The 15,978-nt window shown below is 38.2% G+C and carries 12 protein-coding genes; 5 read left to right on the top strand and 7 right to left on the bottom strand.

Translation table 11 applies throughout. The features are described 5' to 3' along the window. Positions 1-3: 3 nt before the first annotated feature. The 4 genes from ACNSN3_RS11010 to ACNSN3_RS10995 form a co-directional block, all read right to left on the bottom strand. Complete coding sequence (locus ACNSN3_RS11010; protein WP_418607341.1) at positions 4-900, bottom strand: efflux RND transporter periplasmic adaptor subunit; 897 nt, start codon at positions 898-900, stop codon at positions 4-6. A 70-nt stretch (positions 901-970) separates the two neighbouring features. Beyond that, entirely contained in the window at positions 971-2,263 is a 1,293-nt protein-coding gene (locus tag ACNSN3_RS11005; RefSeq protein WP_002962255.1) for a TolC family protein, read from the bottom strand. 73 nt (positions 2,264-2,336) lie between these two features. Next, complete coding sequence (locus ACNSN3_RS11000; RefSeq protein WP_418607339.1) at positions 2,337-2,708, bottom strand: hypothetical protein; 372 nt, start codon at positions 2,706-2,708, stop codon at positions 2,337-2,339. Positions 2,709-2,716: 8 nt separating this feature from the next. Then, positions 2,717-3,616: a cation transporter gene (locus ACNSN3_RS10995; protein ID WP_076920335.1), complete on the bottom strand. Its 900-nt coding sequence runs from the start codon at positions 3,614-3,616 to the stop codon at positions 2,717-2,719. Between the two features lie 166 nt (positions 3,617-3,782). Here ACNSN3_RS10995 and ACNSN3_RS10990 point away from each other — a divergent pair, with 166 nt between their 5' ends. The 5 genes from ACNSN3_RS10990 to ACNSN3_RS10970 all read left to right on the top strand — a co-directional run bounded on the left by ACNSN3_RS10990 (position 3,783) and on the right by ACNSN3_RS10970 (position 11,753). After that, on the top strand, positions 3,783-4,133 hold the full coding sequence (locus tag ACNSN3_RS10990; protein ID WP_010557528.1) for a hypothetical protein: 351 nt from the start codon (positions 3,783-3,785) through the stop codon (positions 4,131-4,133). Positions 4,134-4,214: 81 nt separating this feature from the next. Beyond that, a complete protein-coding gene (locus ACNSN3_RS10985) occupies positions 4,215-5,432 on the top strand; it encodes a TolC family protein (protein WP_024032672.1) in 1,218 nt (405 codons plus the stop codon). A gap of 64 nt (positions 5,433-5,496) precedes the next feature. After that, positions 5,497-6,753 carry an efflux RND transporter periplasmic adaptor subunit gene (locus tag ACNSN3_RS10980; protein ID WP_418607337.1) on the top strand — a complete coding sequence of 419 codons (1,257 nt, stop codon included), beginning with the start codon at positions 5,497-5,499 and terminating at the stop codon, positions 6,751-6,753. An 11-nt stretch (positions 6,754-6,764) separates the two neighbouring features. Then, positions 6,765-9,965, top strand: a complete 3,201-nt coding sequence (locus ACNSN3_RS10975; protein WP_055018868.1) for an efflux RND transporter permease subunit — start codon at positions 6,765-6,767, stop codon at positions 9,963-9,965. 345 nt (positions 9,966-10,310) lie between these two features. Beyond that, on the top strand, positions 10,311-11,753 hold the full coding sequence (locus ACNSN3_RS10970) for an IS1182 family transposase (RefSeq protein ID WP_418607335.1): 1,443 nt from the start codon (positions 10,311-10,313) through the stop codon (positions 11,751-11,753). A 192-nt stretch (positions 11,754-11,945) separates the two neighbouring features. On the opposite strand, the gene ACNSN3_RS10965 is transcribed toward ACNSN3_RS10970, so the two are convergent. Genes ACNSN3_RS10965 through ACNSN3_RS10955 form a run of 3 tightly spaced genes read right to left on the bottom strand, consistent with a single transcriptional unit; the run spans position 11,946 to position 15,931 of the window. After that, the gene (locus tag ACNSN3_RS10965; protein ID WP_024599461.1) at positions 11,946-12,332 is read right to left on the bottom strand and encodes a diacylglycerol kinase; all 387 of its coding nucleotides are present in this window, start codon (positions 12,330-12,332) and stop codon (positions 11,946-11,948) included. A 12-nt stretch (positions 12,333-12,344) separates the two neighbouring features. After that, positions 12,345-13,973 (bottom strand): phosphoethanolamine transferase, encoded by a 1,629-nt coding sequence (locus ACNSN3_RS10960; protein WP_418607334.1) that lies wholly within the window; start codon positions 13,971-13,973, stop codon positions 12,345-12,347. A gap of 2 nt (positions 13,974-13,975) precedes the next feature. Then, a complete protein-coding gene (locus ACNSN3_RS10955; protein ID WP_418607332.1) occupies positions 13,976-15,931 on the bottom strand; it encodes an LTA synthase family protein in 1,956 nt (651 codons plus the stop codon). Positions 15,932-15,978: the final 47 nt, after the last annotated feature.

The following is a 15,978-nucleotide window of genomic DNA, read 5'->3' as shown; positions in this document are numbered from 1 at the left end:
CTCCTAATGGTCGTCTTCTACTTCAGATTTCAAGATATCTGCTTTAATCAGATAACTGTTTTTGTTTACATATTCAGCGTCTTTACTGAGGCCATCAATGACCTCGATATAGTTTTTGTCTGAACGACCAAGGACAAGTGGTGCAAACTCGTACTCTTCATCTTCTTTTACAAAGACACCTAATTGTCCACCTAGCTCTTGTATGGCAACTTTCTCGACCGCTAAATCCACCTCAAATTGGTTTATCTTTACGTTGCCTTTTAATAATTGACCTGACGTTAGCTTTAACTCAGTGTTGTTTAATCGTACCCGTGCTAAAACATAAGGCTGATCTTTAGCTGGAATAATATTAGTGATGACTGAACTGAATGCGTGTTCACCTTGCTCAATATCAACATGCTGACCGACTTTGATTTGATTATATTGGCTGGTAAACACCTTAAATTCAGCCCACAAGGTGTCAAATTTGACGATTTCAAACAAGCTAGTGTTTTGCGTGATACCGCCAATATTTCCATTTCGCTGTAAAACAGTCCCAGAAACAGGCGATGTTATTTTATAAGTATTTAAGCTCTCATTAGATTCAATAACGGCTAATAGATCGCCTTTTTTTACCGTATCACCAACAGTGAAGTTTATTGTCTTTATAACGCCGTTATATCTAGCGCCAACTTGAAATAATTGTTCAGCGCCTATCGTCGTAGAGCCGTATACAGGGATAGTTTGGTTCAACGTTTTTGAAGCTAAATAGGCTGTTTCAACACCAACCTTTTTTGCCATGTTATTGTCGATTTTGCTTATGCCTTCTTCGCCTTCATGTTCATCTTCACTAGCGAAAACACTTTGAATGGGTGATAGATACCCAATAAAAATCAATAGTGCGAGTAAATAGTTTTTCATTTTGAATTCCTAAACGATTCAGTTAATCACTGAATCAATAAATTGTTATTAAACTTAAAGTGATGTTTATTTAGAGTGACAGCGCTTCGTTTGTTAGTTTTTCTATCTCTGCGCCATAAATTAGGGCAGCAGATGCCGCGTCAATAAGGGTTCGCCGAGCATTTAACAGCTCTTGTCTAGCCGATACATAATCAAGATATCCATATCGACCTTTTTGATAGGCGTCTTGAGTATCTTCCAGTGCATCTTCAAGCATTGGGATAACCGACTGCTTTAATGAATTAGCTGTTAATATGGCTTGTTTTCTATTGGAGTATGCTCGTAGTAAGTGATTTCTAAATCTTAACTTAGTCGCCTCTTTCTCTATGGCAACTTGGTCACGCTCTGCTAGCGCACTAGCGATTGCGCCAGAATTTCGCTTTTCAGCAAACAAAGGTAAGCTAAAGCCAGCGACCAGTGCCGTATCATTGGCTTCTTGAGAGCGCCTAACACCAACAGACCATTTGATATTGGCCGTTGACTCTGTTTTAGCCAACTGTAACTCGGCCTCTTTTAGTCGCTGCTCACTTGCATAAACTTGAATAGCAGGGTTTTTCTCTAATTTCGCAAAGAGACTACTAAAATCACTATCATTGCCAAACTGAAACAGATCTCCAGTTACTCTAGAGAATGACACTGATGTTTCTCCCCAGTAAGCTGATAAAGAAAGCTTTAGATATTCCAAGCGCTTTTGTTCAGATTGAAGGGTGAGGTTAGCCTGAGCAATGACTGCTTTTGAGCGTTTCACTTCAGCCTCAGGAGTAGCACCTGCGCGGTTACGCTGAGATACAATCTCTAAGGTTTCTTGTGCTAAGCTCAAAGCATTTTCTGCCAATATAACTCTTTGTTGGGCTGCAAGTACTTCCACGTACTTCTCAGTGACTTGAGCCATTAAATTAAGCGCAGAGACTTCTTTTTCAGCAGTGAGTAGTGTTCTTGATTTTGAAACAATTCCAATCCGCGCTGAGCGTTTATCTCCCATTTCGATAACCGAAGATAGAGCGACTGTTAATTCAGCACTGTCGAATGTATTAAATTCACCTGAGCCTGCAAAGTTCTCAGCTTCAAGCTCTAGTTCATAAGCAGGATTTAAACTTGCGATTTGTTCTCGTCCAATTAATGCCGTTTGCTTGAAATCAAATATTTTAAGTTCTGGATTTTGTTTAAGCGTCCACTGAATTGCCTCTTGAAGGTTTAACTGCTTCTCAAAGGCATAAACATTAAATGTAAAAAGTGACAAAGCGAGAAACGCGATATATTTAAGCCGAGGTGTTACACACCTTAAAATTGCTATCTTGCGATGCACACAGGTATTAAGTGCCATGTATACTTTCCTATAAATTTATATGTGATATTTAGGTCATTAACATTTGACCTTTCTTAATTTTCTATAAAATTTAGGCGTATTTAGGTGGGCGGAATGGCACCGAGATATAGCCTTTTAGCTCAGGAGAAACTAAGGCGTAGGTAAGGAAGTGATCTGTTGCTTGGAAAATGTTACAGGAAGAATCAGCATTTAAAAATAAGTGACAACAGCAACAAAAATTAAAATTATCAATTGAAGAGTTGCTATTATTCACCTCAAGCATATTGGAGTCTTCTGGAGCTTTTAGCGGGGTAATAGACTTAGTTAGTGATGAACTAAAAGAACTTTCACTTAAGTTTATTTCAAGCTCTTCTAGCGAAAAAAACACAGACTGCACCGCGATTAAAATCATTATCACGTATGATATATTTGATTTGATATACGATGAGTGCATTATTTTCATTTCTCTGCTTAATACTTTAGCTGTAAGATGCGGCGAGCACCGTTTAAAACGACAAGAGCAATTATCAAACCAATCACTAAATCTGGATAACGGCTGCTAGTTACTGTAACTAATAAGCCAGCTAAGATTACACCTACGTTTGCGATTACGTCATTTGCGGAAAAAATCCAACTCGCTTTCATATGAGCGCCGTCTTCTTTGTTGCCAAATATTAAAAACAGACAAGCAATGTTAGCGATTAGTGCTATTCCACCAAATATCATCATTAAAGAAGAGATAGGTTCACTACCGTAAATAAAGCGTCTTACGACTTCACTCAAAGCACCTAGCGCTAGAATAATTTGAAGTACACCAGATATATGTGCCGCTCTAAGTTTCATGCTTATGCTTTTACCGACAGCATATATAGCTAAACCATAAACAGCAGCATCAGCAAACATATCTAATGAGTCGGCAATAAGGCCAGCAGATTGCGCAATAATCCCAGCAATTACTTCTATAAAAAACATGACTCCATTAATGGCTAACAACCATTTTAGCGTTGATGCTTCTTTCATCTCATTTTTTTGGGCTAGATCTTTTGCTTTTGCAGCTTCGGTGCTGCAACTTTCTTTAGTTGATGCCAACTCTGCACCGAGATTGAGTTGTTGTAATTTTTTTGTTATCTCATCTAAATTTTCATCATGAAAAACCTTGACTAAACTGCTAGGAATATCAAATTGCAACCCAACTGAAGGCTCAATTGAGTCAAGTGCTAACCTAATCAATCTCTCTTCTGAAGGACAGTCCATTTGAGGTACTTTAAATGTACTGACAAACGCGCCACTATAGTTATCTAATTGTGTATCAATTTTTACATCTTCATTGGTAGAAGATGATTGACACTGACCACTACATTTTTCTGACATATTTAACATTCCGTAATAATATTAAAATAAGTATAAAATCTATAGTGGCTATAGAGTCAAATAAAAAAATTATTTAATGTAAAAGCGTGGAAACTGAATTGAAAAGCTAGTTTAAGAAAATAGTTTCTGCTAGTATTTTAAATACTATATTTAACTGGTGATAACTTTGAACCTTAATGTTGTACTAAAAATGCTCTTGGTTATTTCGATTGTTTTACAATCGTTAACTGCTGTAGCATCCTCAACATCTGAGAATCACCAAATAGATATAGAGCACCTTCAAACTCAACATGATCATGCAGATGATCGAAATGTCTCAAATGATAATGTAGGTGATGAGCAGCATAATGAAAAAGATTGTCATCACTGCGGTCATTGCAGTGGCAGCCACTTATCTTGGATTTTAGTCAGTAATTCAAATACCACGGGCAAACTAAACATTATCAATAAAACGCCTTATCAAATTGATCAAACAAATACTTACCTTGAAGCGATACTTCGCCCACCCATTTCTTAATTAGATTGATTTTTAATGACCTATTTGTCCATGAGAAGGATAAAGGGTTCGTGTTTATAAATTAAAAAATTAAGAAGTTTTATGTATATATTTTTAAAAAATGCAGGTTTAACCCTGTCTTTATGCATGGCTGTGAGTTTTTCAGTTGCCACTTATGGCAAACAGAAAAGTATTTCATGGCTAGATAGTCAAATAAATAAAGATCCCGAAGTTGTTGCGGCTAAAGAGTTACTTAATGCAAGTAATCATAGAGCCAAAAGCTTAACTCAAGCCGTATATAACCCAGAGCTTGAAGCAAGCTATGAAAAAGAAGGTGATTTTGATAATTACTCTATTGGTATCAGTCAAACGATAGATTTTTGGGATAAGCAATCAACAAATAAAACCATTGGTGAAATTGATGTTTATGCAAACCAGCAACAATTGTTATCTCTACTCGATTCTAAAAAGGCTAATGCCTTAACTGCATTAGTTAATTGGCAAGCAGCAAAAAAAGCTGCTCAGTTACTTTCAGAAAGAGAAGAGCAATTGCAAACGCTCGTTGGAATTGTTGAAGACAAACGAAAAGCTGGACTTCTAGAGCCACTTGACGCTGAGCTAGTCTATTTAAACTTGTCGCAAATTTTTAGTGAAATATCTGAGTCTCAAATTGCTTTGAAAAATGCAGAGGTAAAGGTTCAGGAGTTATTACCTGATTGGACGCCTAATACTACCAATTTGTTTTCATTTACTTTTGGAGCAACAAGCTACTCATTTAACTCCCAGTGGGTTGAGGAACATCCAAAAGTTAAACTTGCTAGAGCGAAATGGAAGGGACAACAATCTAAAGCTCAACTAACCACTATGGAATCTAAAGCTAATCCAACCATTGGCGTTAGCGCAGGGAAAAGTGGAGATGAAGACTTGGTTGGTGTGACTTTTTCAATGCCTTTAAACATCAGAAATAACTATACAGATAATGTTAAAGCCGCTTATTCAGAAGCCATTGCAGCCGAGGCGAATTTTCAGTCGGTATATCGAAAGCAGTCTTTTGAAGCAAAAGCTAATTATGAATCGCTTAATGTCAGTAGAAAATACTACGAGCAATGGCAAAAGCTCACCCAAGGTAGGTTGGCTAGCAGCGCAAATTTATTAAATAAGCGCTGGCAAGCTGGTGACATAAACACTTCTGATTATTTACTCGCATTAAATCAACGTGCGGAAGGGCTTCATGCAGGAATACGTTTGGAAAATCAATTCAAGCTTGCAGAAATATCCTTCATTTTAAGTATGGGTCAGTTATCCAAATTTGAGATTTGAGCGCTTTGTTTTTTCAGTAGCGAAAAACGAAATCTTAAATTTATTAAAAATATAGGTTACAAAAATGAATACAGTAATTAGTAAAAAATTTTTAGCCGTAGTAATTAGCAGCCTGTTAGTTGGGTTTACTACAAATCATGATGCTTTTGCACAGTCGTCAGATGGAACTGGTTCTGTCAAAAACGTTTCGAAACAAGAAGAAAAAGAACATCAAGATGAGCATGAACACGAAAAGGGACATGAAGAAGATAAAGGTGACCATGACGAGCACGGCCATGAAGGTGGTAATAGAGAGGGAGAAGAAGAACATGAAGAAGGTATCACTATTGATCCAAAGAAGATGTCGCTTGCTAACATTAAAGTGGAAAGTGTTAAGCCTGAATATCAATTTAGCTCCGTATATGCACCTGGCGAAATAAAAGCTAATGGCTATAAAAGTTATGTGGTATCACCACGTACAGAGTCAGTCATTATCAGTCGCCATGCAGCGCTTGGCGAGTATGTAGAAATAGGTCAGAAGTTAGTTACATTATTTAGTGAAGCAATGGCACAAGCACAAGCTGACTATTTAATCGCTTCAACCGAATGGCAACGTGTAAAAAAGCTGGGTAATAAGACGGTGAGTGAAAGTCGATTATTACAAGCTGAAACAACATACAATGCGAGCTATGGCAAGCTCATTGCTTTAGGGTTAACTGAAAAAGCAATAAATGGTATTTCTAACAAAGACATTAAAGCATTTGGACAATATGCATTAACGGCGCACCGTGAAGGTGTCGTGCTTCAAGACGACTTTATCCAAGGGCAACGTGTTGATGCTGGGGATTCAGTCATGTTGTTAGCTGATGAAAAACAACTATGGGTTGAAGCAAAAGTTTCTCCAAATAAAAAGCTAAATTTATCAATTGATTCTCCTGCGGTACTTAAATTAGAAGGCCAGAGTTACAATGCCAAAGTTATCCAAGAAGCCCATACAATTGATCCCGTAACTCGTACAAGAATTATTAGATTGGGGGTACAGAATGCTGATGATAACCTTCATTCAGGTATGTTTGTAAAAGTTTACTTTCAGTTTGCCACAAAGCAGAAAGTGATGGCTGTGCCAGAAGAAGCATTGATCCGCAGCGCAGATGGTGATTGGACCGTATTTGTCGAAGACCACCCTGGAGAATATAAAGCTGTAGAAGTAGAACTAGGCCGAGCCTTAGGTGATTTTAGGGAAATCATTGGCCTTGATATTGGGACGCGAATTGTAACCAAAGGCGCATTTTTTGTTGCTTCTGAAATCGCTAAAGGCGGATTTGATCCGCATAACCACTAAGGAGTAAGACTATGTTTAATAAAATAATAGATTGGTCTGTTAATAATAGACTCCTGATTTTGATTGCGCTGTTTGCCACAATTGTCGGCGCAATTATGGTTATACCAAAACTAAATTTAGATGCCTTTCCTGATGTTACTAATGTTCAAGTTGCTGTAAATACTGAAGCGCCAGGACTAGCTGCTGAAGAAGTTGAACAACTCATTACGTACCCCATTGAAGCGGTCATGTATGCCTTACCTGATGTAGAACAAGTGCGCTCAATTTCTAAAACAGGCTTGTCTGGCGTCACGGTTGTTTTCAAAGAAGGCACCGACATTTACTTTGCAAGACAACTCGTATTTGAGCGTCTTCAAGCCGCAAAAGAACTGATACCAGAAGGTGTCGGCACACCCGAAATGGGGCCAAACACCTCAGGGCTAGGCCAAGTATTTCAGTACCTTCTTATTTCAGATAAAGATGCAGGCTATGATGCTATGGCACTCAGGAGTCTCAATGATTGGGTAGTAAAATTACTCGTTATGCCTGTCGATGGTGTTACTGATGTACTCTCCTTTGGAGGTATTGTTAGGCAGTACCAAGTAAATGTAGATCCATCTAAGCTTCTTTCTTATAACCTAACGCAAGAAGACGTTGTTGGTGCCCTAGATAACAACAATGCCAATGTTGGCGGATGGTATATGAACCGTGGGCAAGAGCAGCTTGTTATTAGAGGTGCAGGTTGGTTTGAAAGTGGTGACGCTGGTATTAGTAATATCAAACAAGTTCCCGTCAAAACAGTTGATGGGACAGTTGTGACGGTTTCGGATATTGCTAAAGTTGAAATGGGCAGTGAAATTCGTCAAGGTGCTGTCACAATGACGCGCAAAACCGAAGACGGTAAAGTCGAAAATTTAGGTGAAGTTGTCTCTGGCATTGTCTTAAAACGCATGGGGTCTAATACTAAAGCCACCATTGATGGTATCAATGCAAGAATCCCATTGATTAATCAAGCATTGCCTAAAGGTGTTCGCTTTGAACCATTTTATGATCAGGCTGATTTGATTGAAAAAGCCGTTGATACAGTAGTTGATGCACTATTACTAGCATTTATTTTCATCTGTATTGTATTAGCACTATTTTTAATGAATATACGTGCAACCTTCCTTGTCCTAATATCTATTCCAATTTCAATTGGTATCGCGTTAATGATCATGGCTTGGTGGGGCATTTCTGCAAACCTTATGTCATTGGGTGGCATTGCCGTAGCCATTGGTATGCTAGTTGATGGTTCAGTCGTGATGGTTGAAAACATGTTTAAGCATTTAAATAGACCAGACTCTACCCATTTAAAAACTGTAAAAGAAAGAGTGCCTAGTGCTGATACTGATCCACATGATGTAGAACAAGATGAGCATGGTATTAAGCTACGTCTTCAAAATGCGGGTAAAGAAGTGGCTCGTCCCGTATTTTTTGCAGCTTCTATTATTTTAGTTGTATTTACGCCTTTATTTAGCTTTGAAGGTGTTGAGGCAAAGTTATTTCAACCTATGGCAATAAGCATCATTTTAGCTGTTATATCTGCTATTGTGGTTGCGTTGTTTTTTGTACCCGCTTTAGCTACTTATTTATTTAAGTCAGGTGTAAAAGAGAGGGAAAGCTTTGTTCTTAGGCCATTAGACAAACTCTACAGAAAAGGGCTTACATTCGCACTAAAACGCACCAAATTAGTCATTTCAGCCGCACTTATATTAGTTTTCTCTGCCTTTGCATTAGTTCCATTAATTGGTACTGAATTTGTACCTGAGTTAGAAGAAGGGACGATAAACTTAAGAGCAACGCTTGCACCTTCTTCCAGTTTAGATACCGCGCTCACTGTGGCACCAATTCTAGAAGAAAAACTAATGGCTTTTCCTGAAGTAACCTATGCATTAAGCCGAATTGGTCGAGCAGAAATAGGTGGAGACCCAGAGCCAGTGAATAACATCGAAATTTACATAGGGTTGAAGCCTGTTTCTGAGTGGACCAGTGCATCTAATCGATATGAACTTCAAGGAAAAATGGAGAGATCTCTAGAAGAATTCCCTGGGTTGCTACTCAACTTTTCTCAACCTATTGCGACTCGTGTCGATGAGCTACTATCTGGTGTTAAGGCTCAGTTGGCGATAAAGTTGTTTGGGCCTGAACTTGAGGTACTGGCGGCTAAAGGTCAAGAAATAGAAACAGCAATTAAAAACATTGAAGGTGCAAGGGATGTTGCATTGGAGCAAATTGCTGGTGAAGCGCAATTGGTGATAAGTCCTAACAGGCAAGAACTATCACGCTTTGGATTGTCTGTGAGTGACATAATGGAGGTTGTGCGTGATGGTATTGGTGGTGTTGCAGCCGGACAAATAATCAATGGTAATGAACGTTATGATATTTACGTTCGCATAGAGGAAGAGTACCGAAGTAACAAAGAAGCTATTGCTGATATTCGGCTTCAATCACCTACTGGTGCTTGGGTGCGACTGGGTGACGTAGCCTCAGTCTCATTTGAGTCAGGCCCACCACAAGTTAGACGCGATGATGTACAACGAAGAGTCGTTATCCAAGCAAATGTACAAAATCGAGATATGGGAAGCGTGGTTGCCGATATCAGAACGGTAATTGCTGAAAAGGTTGACTTACCTTCAGGTTATTCTGTTTCGATTGGCGGCCAGTTCGAAAGTCAAAAACGTGCTCAAAATAGGTTAGCTATAGTTGTACCTTTATCGTTAGCACTAATCGCACTACTACTTTACTTTGCCTTTGGTTCTGTTGGTCAAGCTATGCTGATATTGGTCAACGTGCCGCTTGCTGTAATTGGCGGAGTTTTCTCCTTATATTTATCTGGACAATACTTGTCTGTACCAAGCTCCGTTGGCTTTATTACCTTATTTGGTGTAGCGGTATTGAATGGGGTCGTTATGGTAGAAAGTATCAACCAACGTATTAAAGACGGTCTAGAAGCATCTAAAGCCGTTTTTGAAGGCGCTACTTCAAGATTAAGACCTGTACTTATGACTGCTATAACATCAGCTTTAGGTTTGATACCGATGTTAATGTCTAATGGTGTTGGTGCAGAAATACAGCGCCCATTAGCGAGTGTTATTGTTGGCGGCTTGGTAACTGCAACACTGTTAACATTATTTGTTTTACCTGTTTTATATCGCTGGTTTTCAGAGAAAAAAATAAAAGAGCTATCCAGATAAAATTACTGTGAACTCTAACCCCACGCTAAAGTCACGTTTAGCGTGGGGTTATTGAGTAGATGAACGAAAAGAAAGATTAGATTTAACAATAAACTAATAGTCATGACTGCTTTGTCGGAATATTTGTCGTTAAACAGGCCAAAGCTAACTTCCGCTTTCGTATCTTTGCAGTCTTAATCTCTATGTGTCTCAAGGTCGGCTTATGGCACAGACTGTGTGAAAACTCTGATCACCTTTTGGTCTAAGTATGTTCTGCTTATGATCTATTAATCTATACATTTAGTTCACTTAATATACTGATATTTATATAATTAGACTATTGATTCAGTTGAGGGTTGAGGCAGTATGTCAAAGTTTATAAGCGGTGAAAGTCGTGACCAATCAACGTTATTTCCAGAATCGTTGGAAGATTACGTCAGTGAAGATAATACGGTCAGAGTGATTGATGTTTTCATTGAGGAACTAAATCTAGCTGAATTGGGGTTTAAAGGATTAACTTTAAAGTCCACAGGCCGCCCTAAGTATCATCCAGCCACATTATTAAAACTGTATCTTTATGGTTACCTCAACCGTATTCAATCATCCCGCCGATTAGAAACCGAATGCCAACGCAATATTGAACTGATGTGGCTACTTGGTAAGTTGGCACCCGACTTTAAAACGATTGCTGATTTTAGAAAAGACAACGGAGATGGTATAAAAAATGTGTGCAAAACGTTTGTTGAAGTCTGCCGTCGTCTGAATATGTTTGAGAAACCAGTTGTTGCCATCGATGGTAGTAAGTTTAAAGCTAGCAACAACAAAGGCAATAATTTTACGCCAAGCAAAGTTAAATTCCACATCGACCGAGTCGAAAAGAACATTGAACGTTACCTTGAATTACTTGATGAAGCCGATAAAGAGCAAGCTAACGTCACAAAAATTAAAGCCACAAAAGATAGGCTAGCTGACTTTCGCAGCCAGTTAAAAAAACTACACGAGATTAAAGAACAAGTTGAAGCTCATCCTGACAAGCAAATATCCACTACTGATCCTGATTCACGTTTAATGAAAACTCAAGGTTTTACAAGAGTTGTGAGTTATAACGTGCAAAGTGCGGTTGATACCAAGCACCACCTTATAGTGGCGCATGAGGTGACCAACGTGCCAGATAGAGGCCAGCTTGCGTCAATGACAAAACTCGCACAAAAAGCATTGCGCAAGGAAGATATAAGGGTATTAGCAGATAAAGGTTACTTCAGCCAGCCCGATATAAAAGATACTATCGATTTGGGTGCAGAGCCAATCATGCCCAAGACGGATACATCGTCCTCTGAAAAGAAAGGGATATTTAACCGCTCACTCTTCAAATACGATGCAAATAAAGATATTTACTTATGCCCCGCTGGTAATGAACTTCAAAATCGAATGCAGGTATTTGAGCAAGGTAAATACCTTGATGTTTACTTCAATCACATTGCTTGTCGAGATTGTAAAATAAGAAGTCAGTGCACTAACTCTAAAAAAGACCCTAGGCGAATAAGGCGGTGGGTGCATGAGATTCTGACAGAAGAAATGCTTCAAAAGCTAAAGAATGAACCTGAATTGATGCTTTATCGCAAGCAAACTGTTGAGCACCCCTTTGGCACAATAAAACTCTGGATGGGAGCTACCCACTTACTAACACGAGGTTTAAAAAGCGTGAGTACAGAAATAAGTCTTCATGTTCTGGCTTACAACTTCAGAAGAATGCTCACAATTATGGGAGTTAATGGTCTAAGTAAAGCGATTAGAGTAGCGTTGCTATAGCAGTTTCGCTCGCGCGGAGAAAATTGTGATACTGAGAAAAAATCGATCGCAACCATCCTAGATGGTTTTAAACTAAGAACATACCCTTTTCGAGTTAGCAAATTGCATATTTTGCAAATTGGTTTTGCCCCAAAACGAGTTTAGGCGACGGTCGCAAATGAGCGATAAGCGATCATTGAGATTGGATAAATTTTAAAAATAACCAATATAGCTTATAAATACAGAAATCCAGACGAATGAACTTATCAATAGCGCAATTAATACTGCTGCGGAGCCTAAATCTTTAGCGAGACCTGACAATGGATGAATCTCTAAGCCAACTCTGTCTATTGTTGCTTCTATTGCTGTATTAACAACCTCTGCGAATATCACAAATAAAACAGAGATTAGTAGCATGACCTTTTCGTAAATACCTATCTGCCAAATCGAAATAATAATTAGCGATAAAGCGAGTAAAAAAAGCTCTTGTTTAAAAGCAGCTTCATTTTTAGCAAGCCATTTAAATGCACGCTGTGAATTTTTAAAAGCTAAAACTACTCGATTAATACCTGACGGCTTATTTGCACTATCAAATTGCATTGGAAACTCTCTTTATAGACTTAGGGCCTTACAGGCGTTAAAAATATCGTATTCAGGTTGGTATTGACTGCTGCTTACTTGAGTTAAGCCAAGTAAAGTGTCAAAAATATTGTCGTGTGAAAATACTTTTGAGCGTTGTAACTCAATACAATGATTAAATTTAGAGTTAGCGAGTTTATTACTCCAAAAAATCATTGGAATATGGGTTTGCTCGCTTGGTGCTAATGCATATGGAAACCCGTGAAGGTATAAACCTTTCTCACCAAGTGACTCACCGTGATCTGACACATATAGGAGTGACTTCTTTGTTTCGTTACTTGCTTGTAATACTTTTATCAACTGGCTTAACACCTTATCTGTGTATGCGATAGTATTATCATATGTGTTTGTTAGTTCAGTTGTACTACAGTTCTGAATATCGCTTCGAGAGCAATCAGGTTTAAACAAACTTTCGTGTTCAGGATAACGACGATAATAAGTTGGTCCATGTGAACCTATCATATGTAGAACAACCAATTTATGTTTAGCGTTACTAGTCGCTATCTTGTCTGCTAGTTTCGTAACTAATATTTCATCAAAACAGTAATGACCATCACATAACGGATGTTCTTTATTCGGCTCAATGTTGTCTGATTTGATGCGAGCACACACTCCTTTACAGCTGCTGTTATTATCAATCCATGTTACTTCAACACCACTACGCTGAATAATGTCTAGAGCATTTTCTTGACTACTAGCAAGCCGAGAATCATATTCTTTGCGGTTCAGTCGTGAAAACATACAGGGGACTGAAATAGCCGTTGCCGTTCCACACGATGAAACATTACTAAAATACTTTACGCCTAACTTGGGAGTATAAGTATTCGTTGCTCTACTATAGCCTTGTAGTGAAAAGTTAGCCGCCCGAGCTGTTTCCCCGACAACCATTACAGTTAGCGAGGTGCTCGTTTTATTTTTTAAAGTGGGCAAGTTATCGAGTACCTTGAAAGGTAATGGTGGGTAAAAGTAATTATCCCTCAGGTATTTATAACTTGCTGTATAGAATGCAAACGGGGTGATATAACTTGTTAGCTGTCGGTTGTTGCGGCCAACAGAAGCGTACTCTTTATAAAAGGGTACAGCGATTAAGGCACAACAGAGCAAAGCTGATAGATTTAGCTTCGTAAAACTTTTTAAACGAACTCTAAAACTCCCAATAATTGTGAACTTGGAAAATAAGTAAGTAGGTACAATCCCCAATAAAAAAATAAATAACACAAGCTGAAAGTTCAAGTATGAAAATGCTTCACCTGAATTTGTTTCAACAATATTTTGTAACATGCTCTTGTCAAAAATAACGCCATAATTAAGTGTTGAATAAAACAACAATGAGCAAACTAAAACACTAAATAGAAGTATAGCTTTAACAAAAGTAATTAAGGACAACCAACTTAAAACTAAAACAGTCAATGAGAAAAGCAATAAAGGGACCGACGCGATAAAAAGCCAATTTATATGCCCTGACTGTGTTGCAGCCATAAAAGTCTTGTATAAAAACAAGCCATTAAATGCGATAACGATATACATTGAAACTAAGCAAACAAATTGGCTGTAACTTACTTGCCAAGACGAAATACAAAATCTTTTAAAAGCAATTTTCATAGTTATTCCTTATCACTACTTTTATCAGCTAAACGATAAAGCTGCTCGGTGTAAGCTAAGTTGCTAAATAACACATGAGCTAGTGCTTTTTCAGCCAACGTTTGATCAACGTTTAGCTGTTCATTTTTTTCTTGTATTTTGGTTTGTTTGTTATAGCGCCAATAGCTGGTTTGTTGATTTGGCATTAGGATGACAGCGCGATCATTTTCTAGGTATGCAAAATTGTCGTAGTACTGCATCATTGCGCGTTCAACTGGATAACTTTTAGTCAGATCAAAGCCCAGCATAGGGGTTGCTTGGTCAATTCCTAAAAGTGACATCAAAGTAACAGGTAGATCAATTTGACTAACGAGTCTTGGATCGCGTTTACTTTTCATATCGCTGTTTAAAATAACAGCTGGTATATGAAAAGACTTCAAAGGGACAGGTTCAGAGCCAAAAACACGCACATCATGGTCTGCCACAACCAAAAATACGGTGTTTTCCCAGTACGACCGTGTTTTTGCTTTATTTATAAATTTACCTAGTGCGTAATCGGCATACTTAATTGCAAGATCACGCTTATAGTTTTCAGGGTTATGTCCTTTGGGTAGCGATACTTTGCCTTGTGGTATATCAAACGGATCGTGATTACTAGAAGTAAATACAAGACTAAAAAATGGCTCTGTCGAATTACTTAATTTAGTCAGTTCTTTATCTGCTTGATTGAATAAGTCCTCATCACTTACCCCCCAAGAGGAGATAAATTGGGGATTATCAATATGGTTGATGTCAACAATATCGTTAAACCCGTTTCCTAGAAAAAAGCTTTTCATATTGTCAAAATGGCTTTCACCGCCGTAGATAAACTGTGTTTTGTAACCTTCTTGACTGAATACATCCGCTAGTGAAAAAAAATTATGCTGCGATTTAGATAGTTTAACTACTGAGCGAGATGGTGATGGTGTAAAACCTGTAGTAATTGCTTCAATACCTCTTACGGAGCGCGTGCCCGTAGCATAAAGGTTGTCAAACCCCCACCCTTGTTGATATAGCTTATGAAGTTCGGGCGTAATATCTAACCCACCAAGTTCTCCAACAAATCGGGCACCTAAACTTTCCTCAAGTATTATAACTAAGTTTTTTTTAACACCAGACACAAAAGGCTTGTTGTGCGCCAAGGTTGGAATATTTCCAACGACAAACTGTTTTCGATAAGAAGCCTTTTTGACCGTATCTATAATTTGTTGACGAAGCATTGTGCCATACAAATTACTGGCACTTTTTTCGTTACCCATGTTTTTCAGCGCAAACGCAACACTGTAAGTGGAGTTAAGAACAAGTGAGTTTACTAGTGAATCTTGAGAAAAATAGACTAATGCAGGGTTAAGCGGTCGGTGATTTAATGTACCTCTAGCAGCAAATAAGCAGATTATTAAAGCAGCCATTAGAATGGGTAAATTGGATGCTTTTTTCAGTGACGGTGGTTGTGTGAATGCTCTGCATAAAAGGCGATAGCTATAAACGCTTGTTAACGAGGCCAAAAGCAATGTACTTAGCATTGCAAAAAGATGGCCATGCACTAACATTGAGAAGACTTCTTGTGGGTAATCAAGGTATTCAATATATAATCGGTTAGGCCTTACATCATATTGATTGATGAATGCAGGTGTTGATGCTTCAACAATAACAACTACAGTTACAACGCAGCTACCGTAAAGTGTAAAAATACGCTGGAAAAGCTCTGTTTTAGGGCGTGCAACTACATGTAGTATCAGTATAAAAACCCCAATAGTTGCTAAGTATCCAATGCTACTTAAGTCTATTCTGATTGCTCCTGATATGATCGGCCAAATATCACCATCATTTAATCTTGAATGTTGCCAAAACAATAAAGCAATGCGGGAAGTTATAAAGATTGATATCAATATAATAGTAAAACGCAACAAGGGTTTTAAAACGGAAGTATTTGCTGTCATAGTTGTGCTCGATCTTAATAATTGCAGCAATACTAAAAACCGAAACT

The sequence above is a fragment of the Pseudoalteromonas sp. US3C1004 genome, assembly GCF_048401065.1.
GTDB lineage: Bacteria > Pseudomonadota > Gammaproteobacteria > Enterobacterales > Alteromonadaceae > Pseudoalteromonas > Pseudoalteromonas undina.
Note: the sequence above shows the minus strand (reverse complement) of the source record. Positions and strands in the feature narration are given on the sequence as shown.

Bases quoted from the DNA above. Each gene is read 5' to 3' on its own strand.
- ACNSN3_RS10965 (WP_024599461.1), bottom strand. From the start codon at position 12,332: ATGCAATTTGATAGTGCAAATAAGCCGTCAGGTATTAATCGAGTAGTT.
- ACNSN3_RS11005 (WP_002962255.1), bottom strand. From the start codon at position 2,263: ATGGCACTTAATACCTGTGTGCATCGCAAGATAGCAATTTTAAGGTGT.
- ACNSN3_RS11000 (WP_418607339.1), bottom strand. From the start codon at position 2,708: ATGAAAATAATGCACTCATCGTATATCAAATCAAATATATCATACGTG.
- ACNSN3_RS10985 (WP_024032672.1), top strand. From the start codon at position 4,215: ATGTATATATTTTTAAAAAATGCAGGTTTAACCCTGTCTTTATGCATG.
- ACNSN3_RS10970 (WP_418607335.1), top strand. From the start codon at position 10,311: ATGTCAAAGTTTATAAGCGGTGAAAGTCGTGACCAATCAACGTTATTT.
- ACNSN3_RS11010 (WP_418607341.1), bottom strand. From the start codon at position 900: ATGAAAAACTATTTACTCGCACTATTGATTTTTATTGGGTATCTATCA.
- ACNSN3_RS10955 (WP_418607332.1), bottom strand. From the start codon at position 15,931: ATGACAGCAAATACTTCCGTTTTAAAACCCTTGTTGCGTTTTACTATT.
- ACNSN3_RS10980 (WP_418607337.1), top strand. From the start codon at position 5,497: ATGAATACAGTAATTAGTAAAAAATTTTTAGCCGTAGTAATTAGCAGC.
- ACNSN3_RS10995 (WP_076920335.1), bottom strand. From the start codon at position 3,616: ATGTCAGAAAAATGTAGTGGTCAGTGTCAATCATCTTCTACCAATGAA.
- ACNSN3_RS10960 (WP_418607334.1), bottom strand. From the start codon at position 13,973: ATGAAAATTGCTTTTAAAAGATTTTGTATTTCGTCTTGGCAAGTAAGT.
- ACNSN3_RS10975 (WP_055018868.1), top strand. From the start codon at position 6,765: ATGTTTAATAAAATAATAGATTGGTCTGTTAATAATAGACTCCTGATT.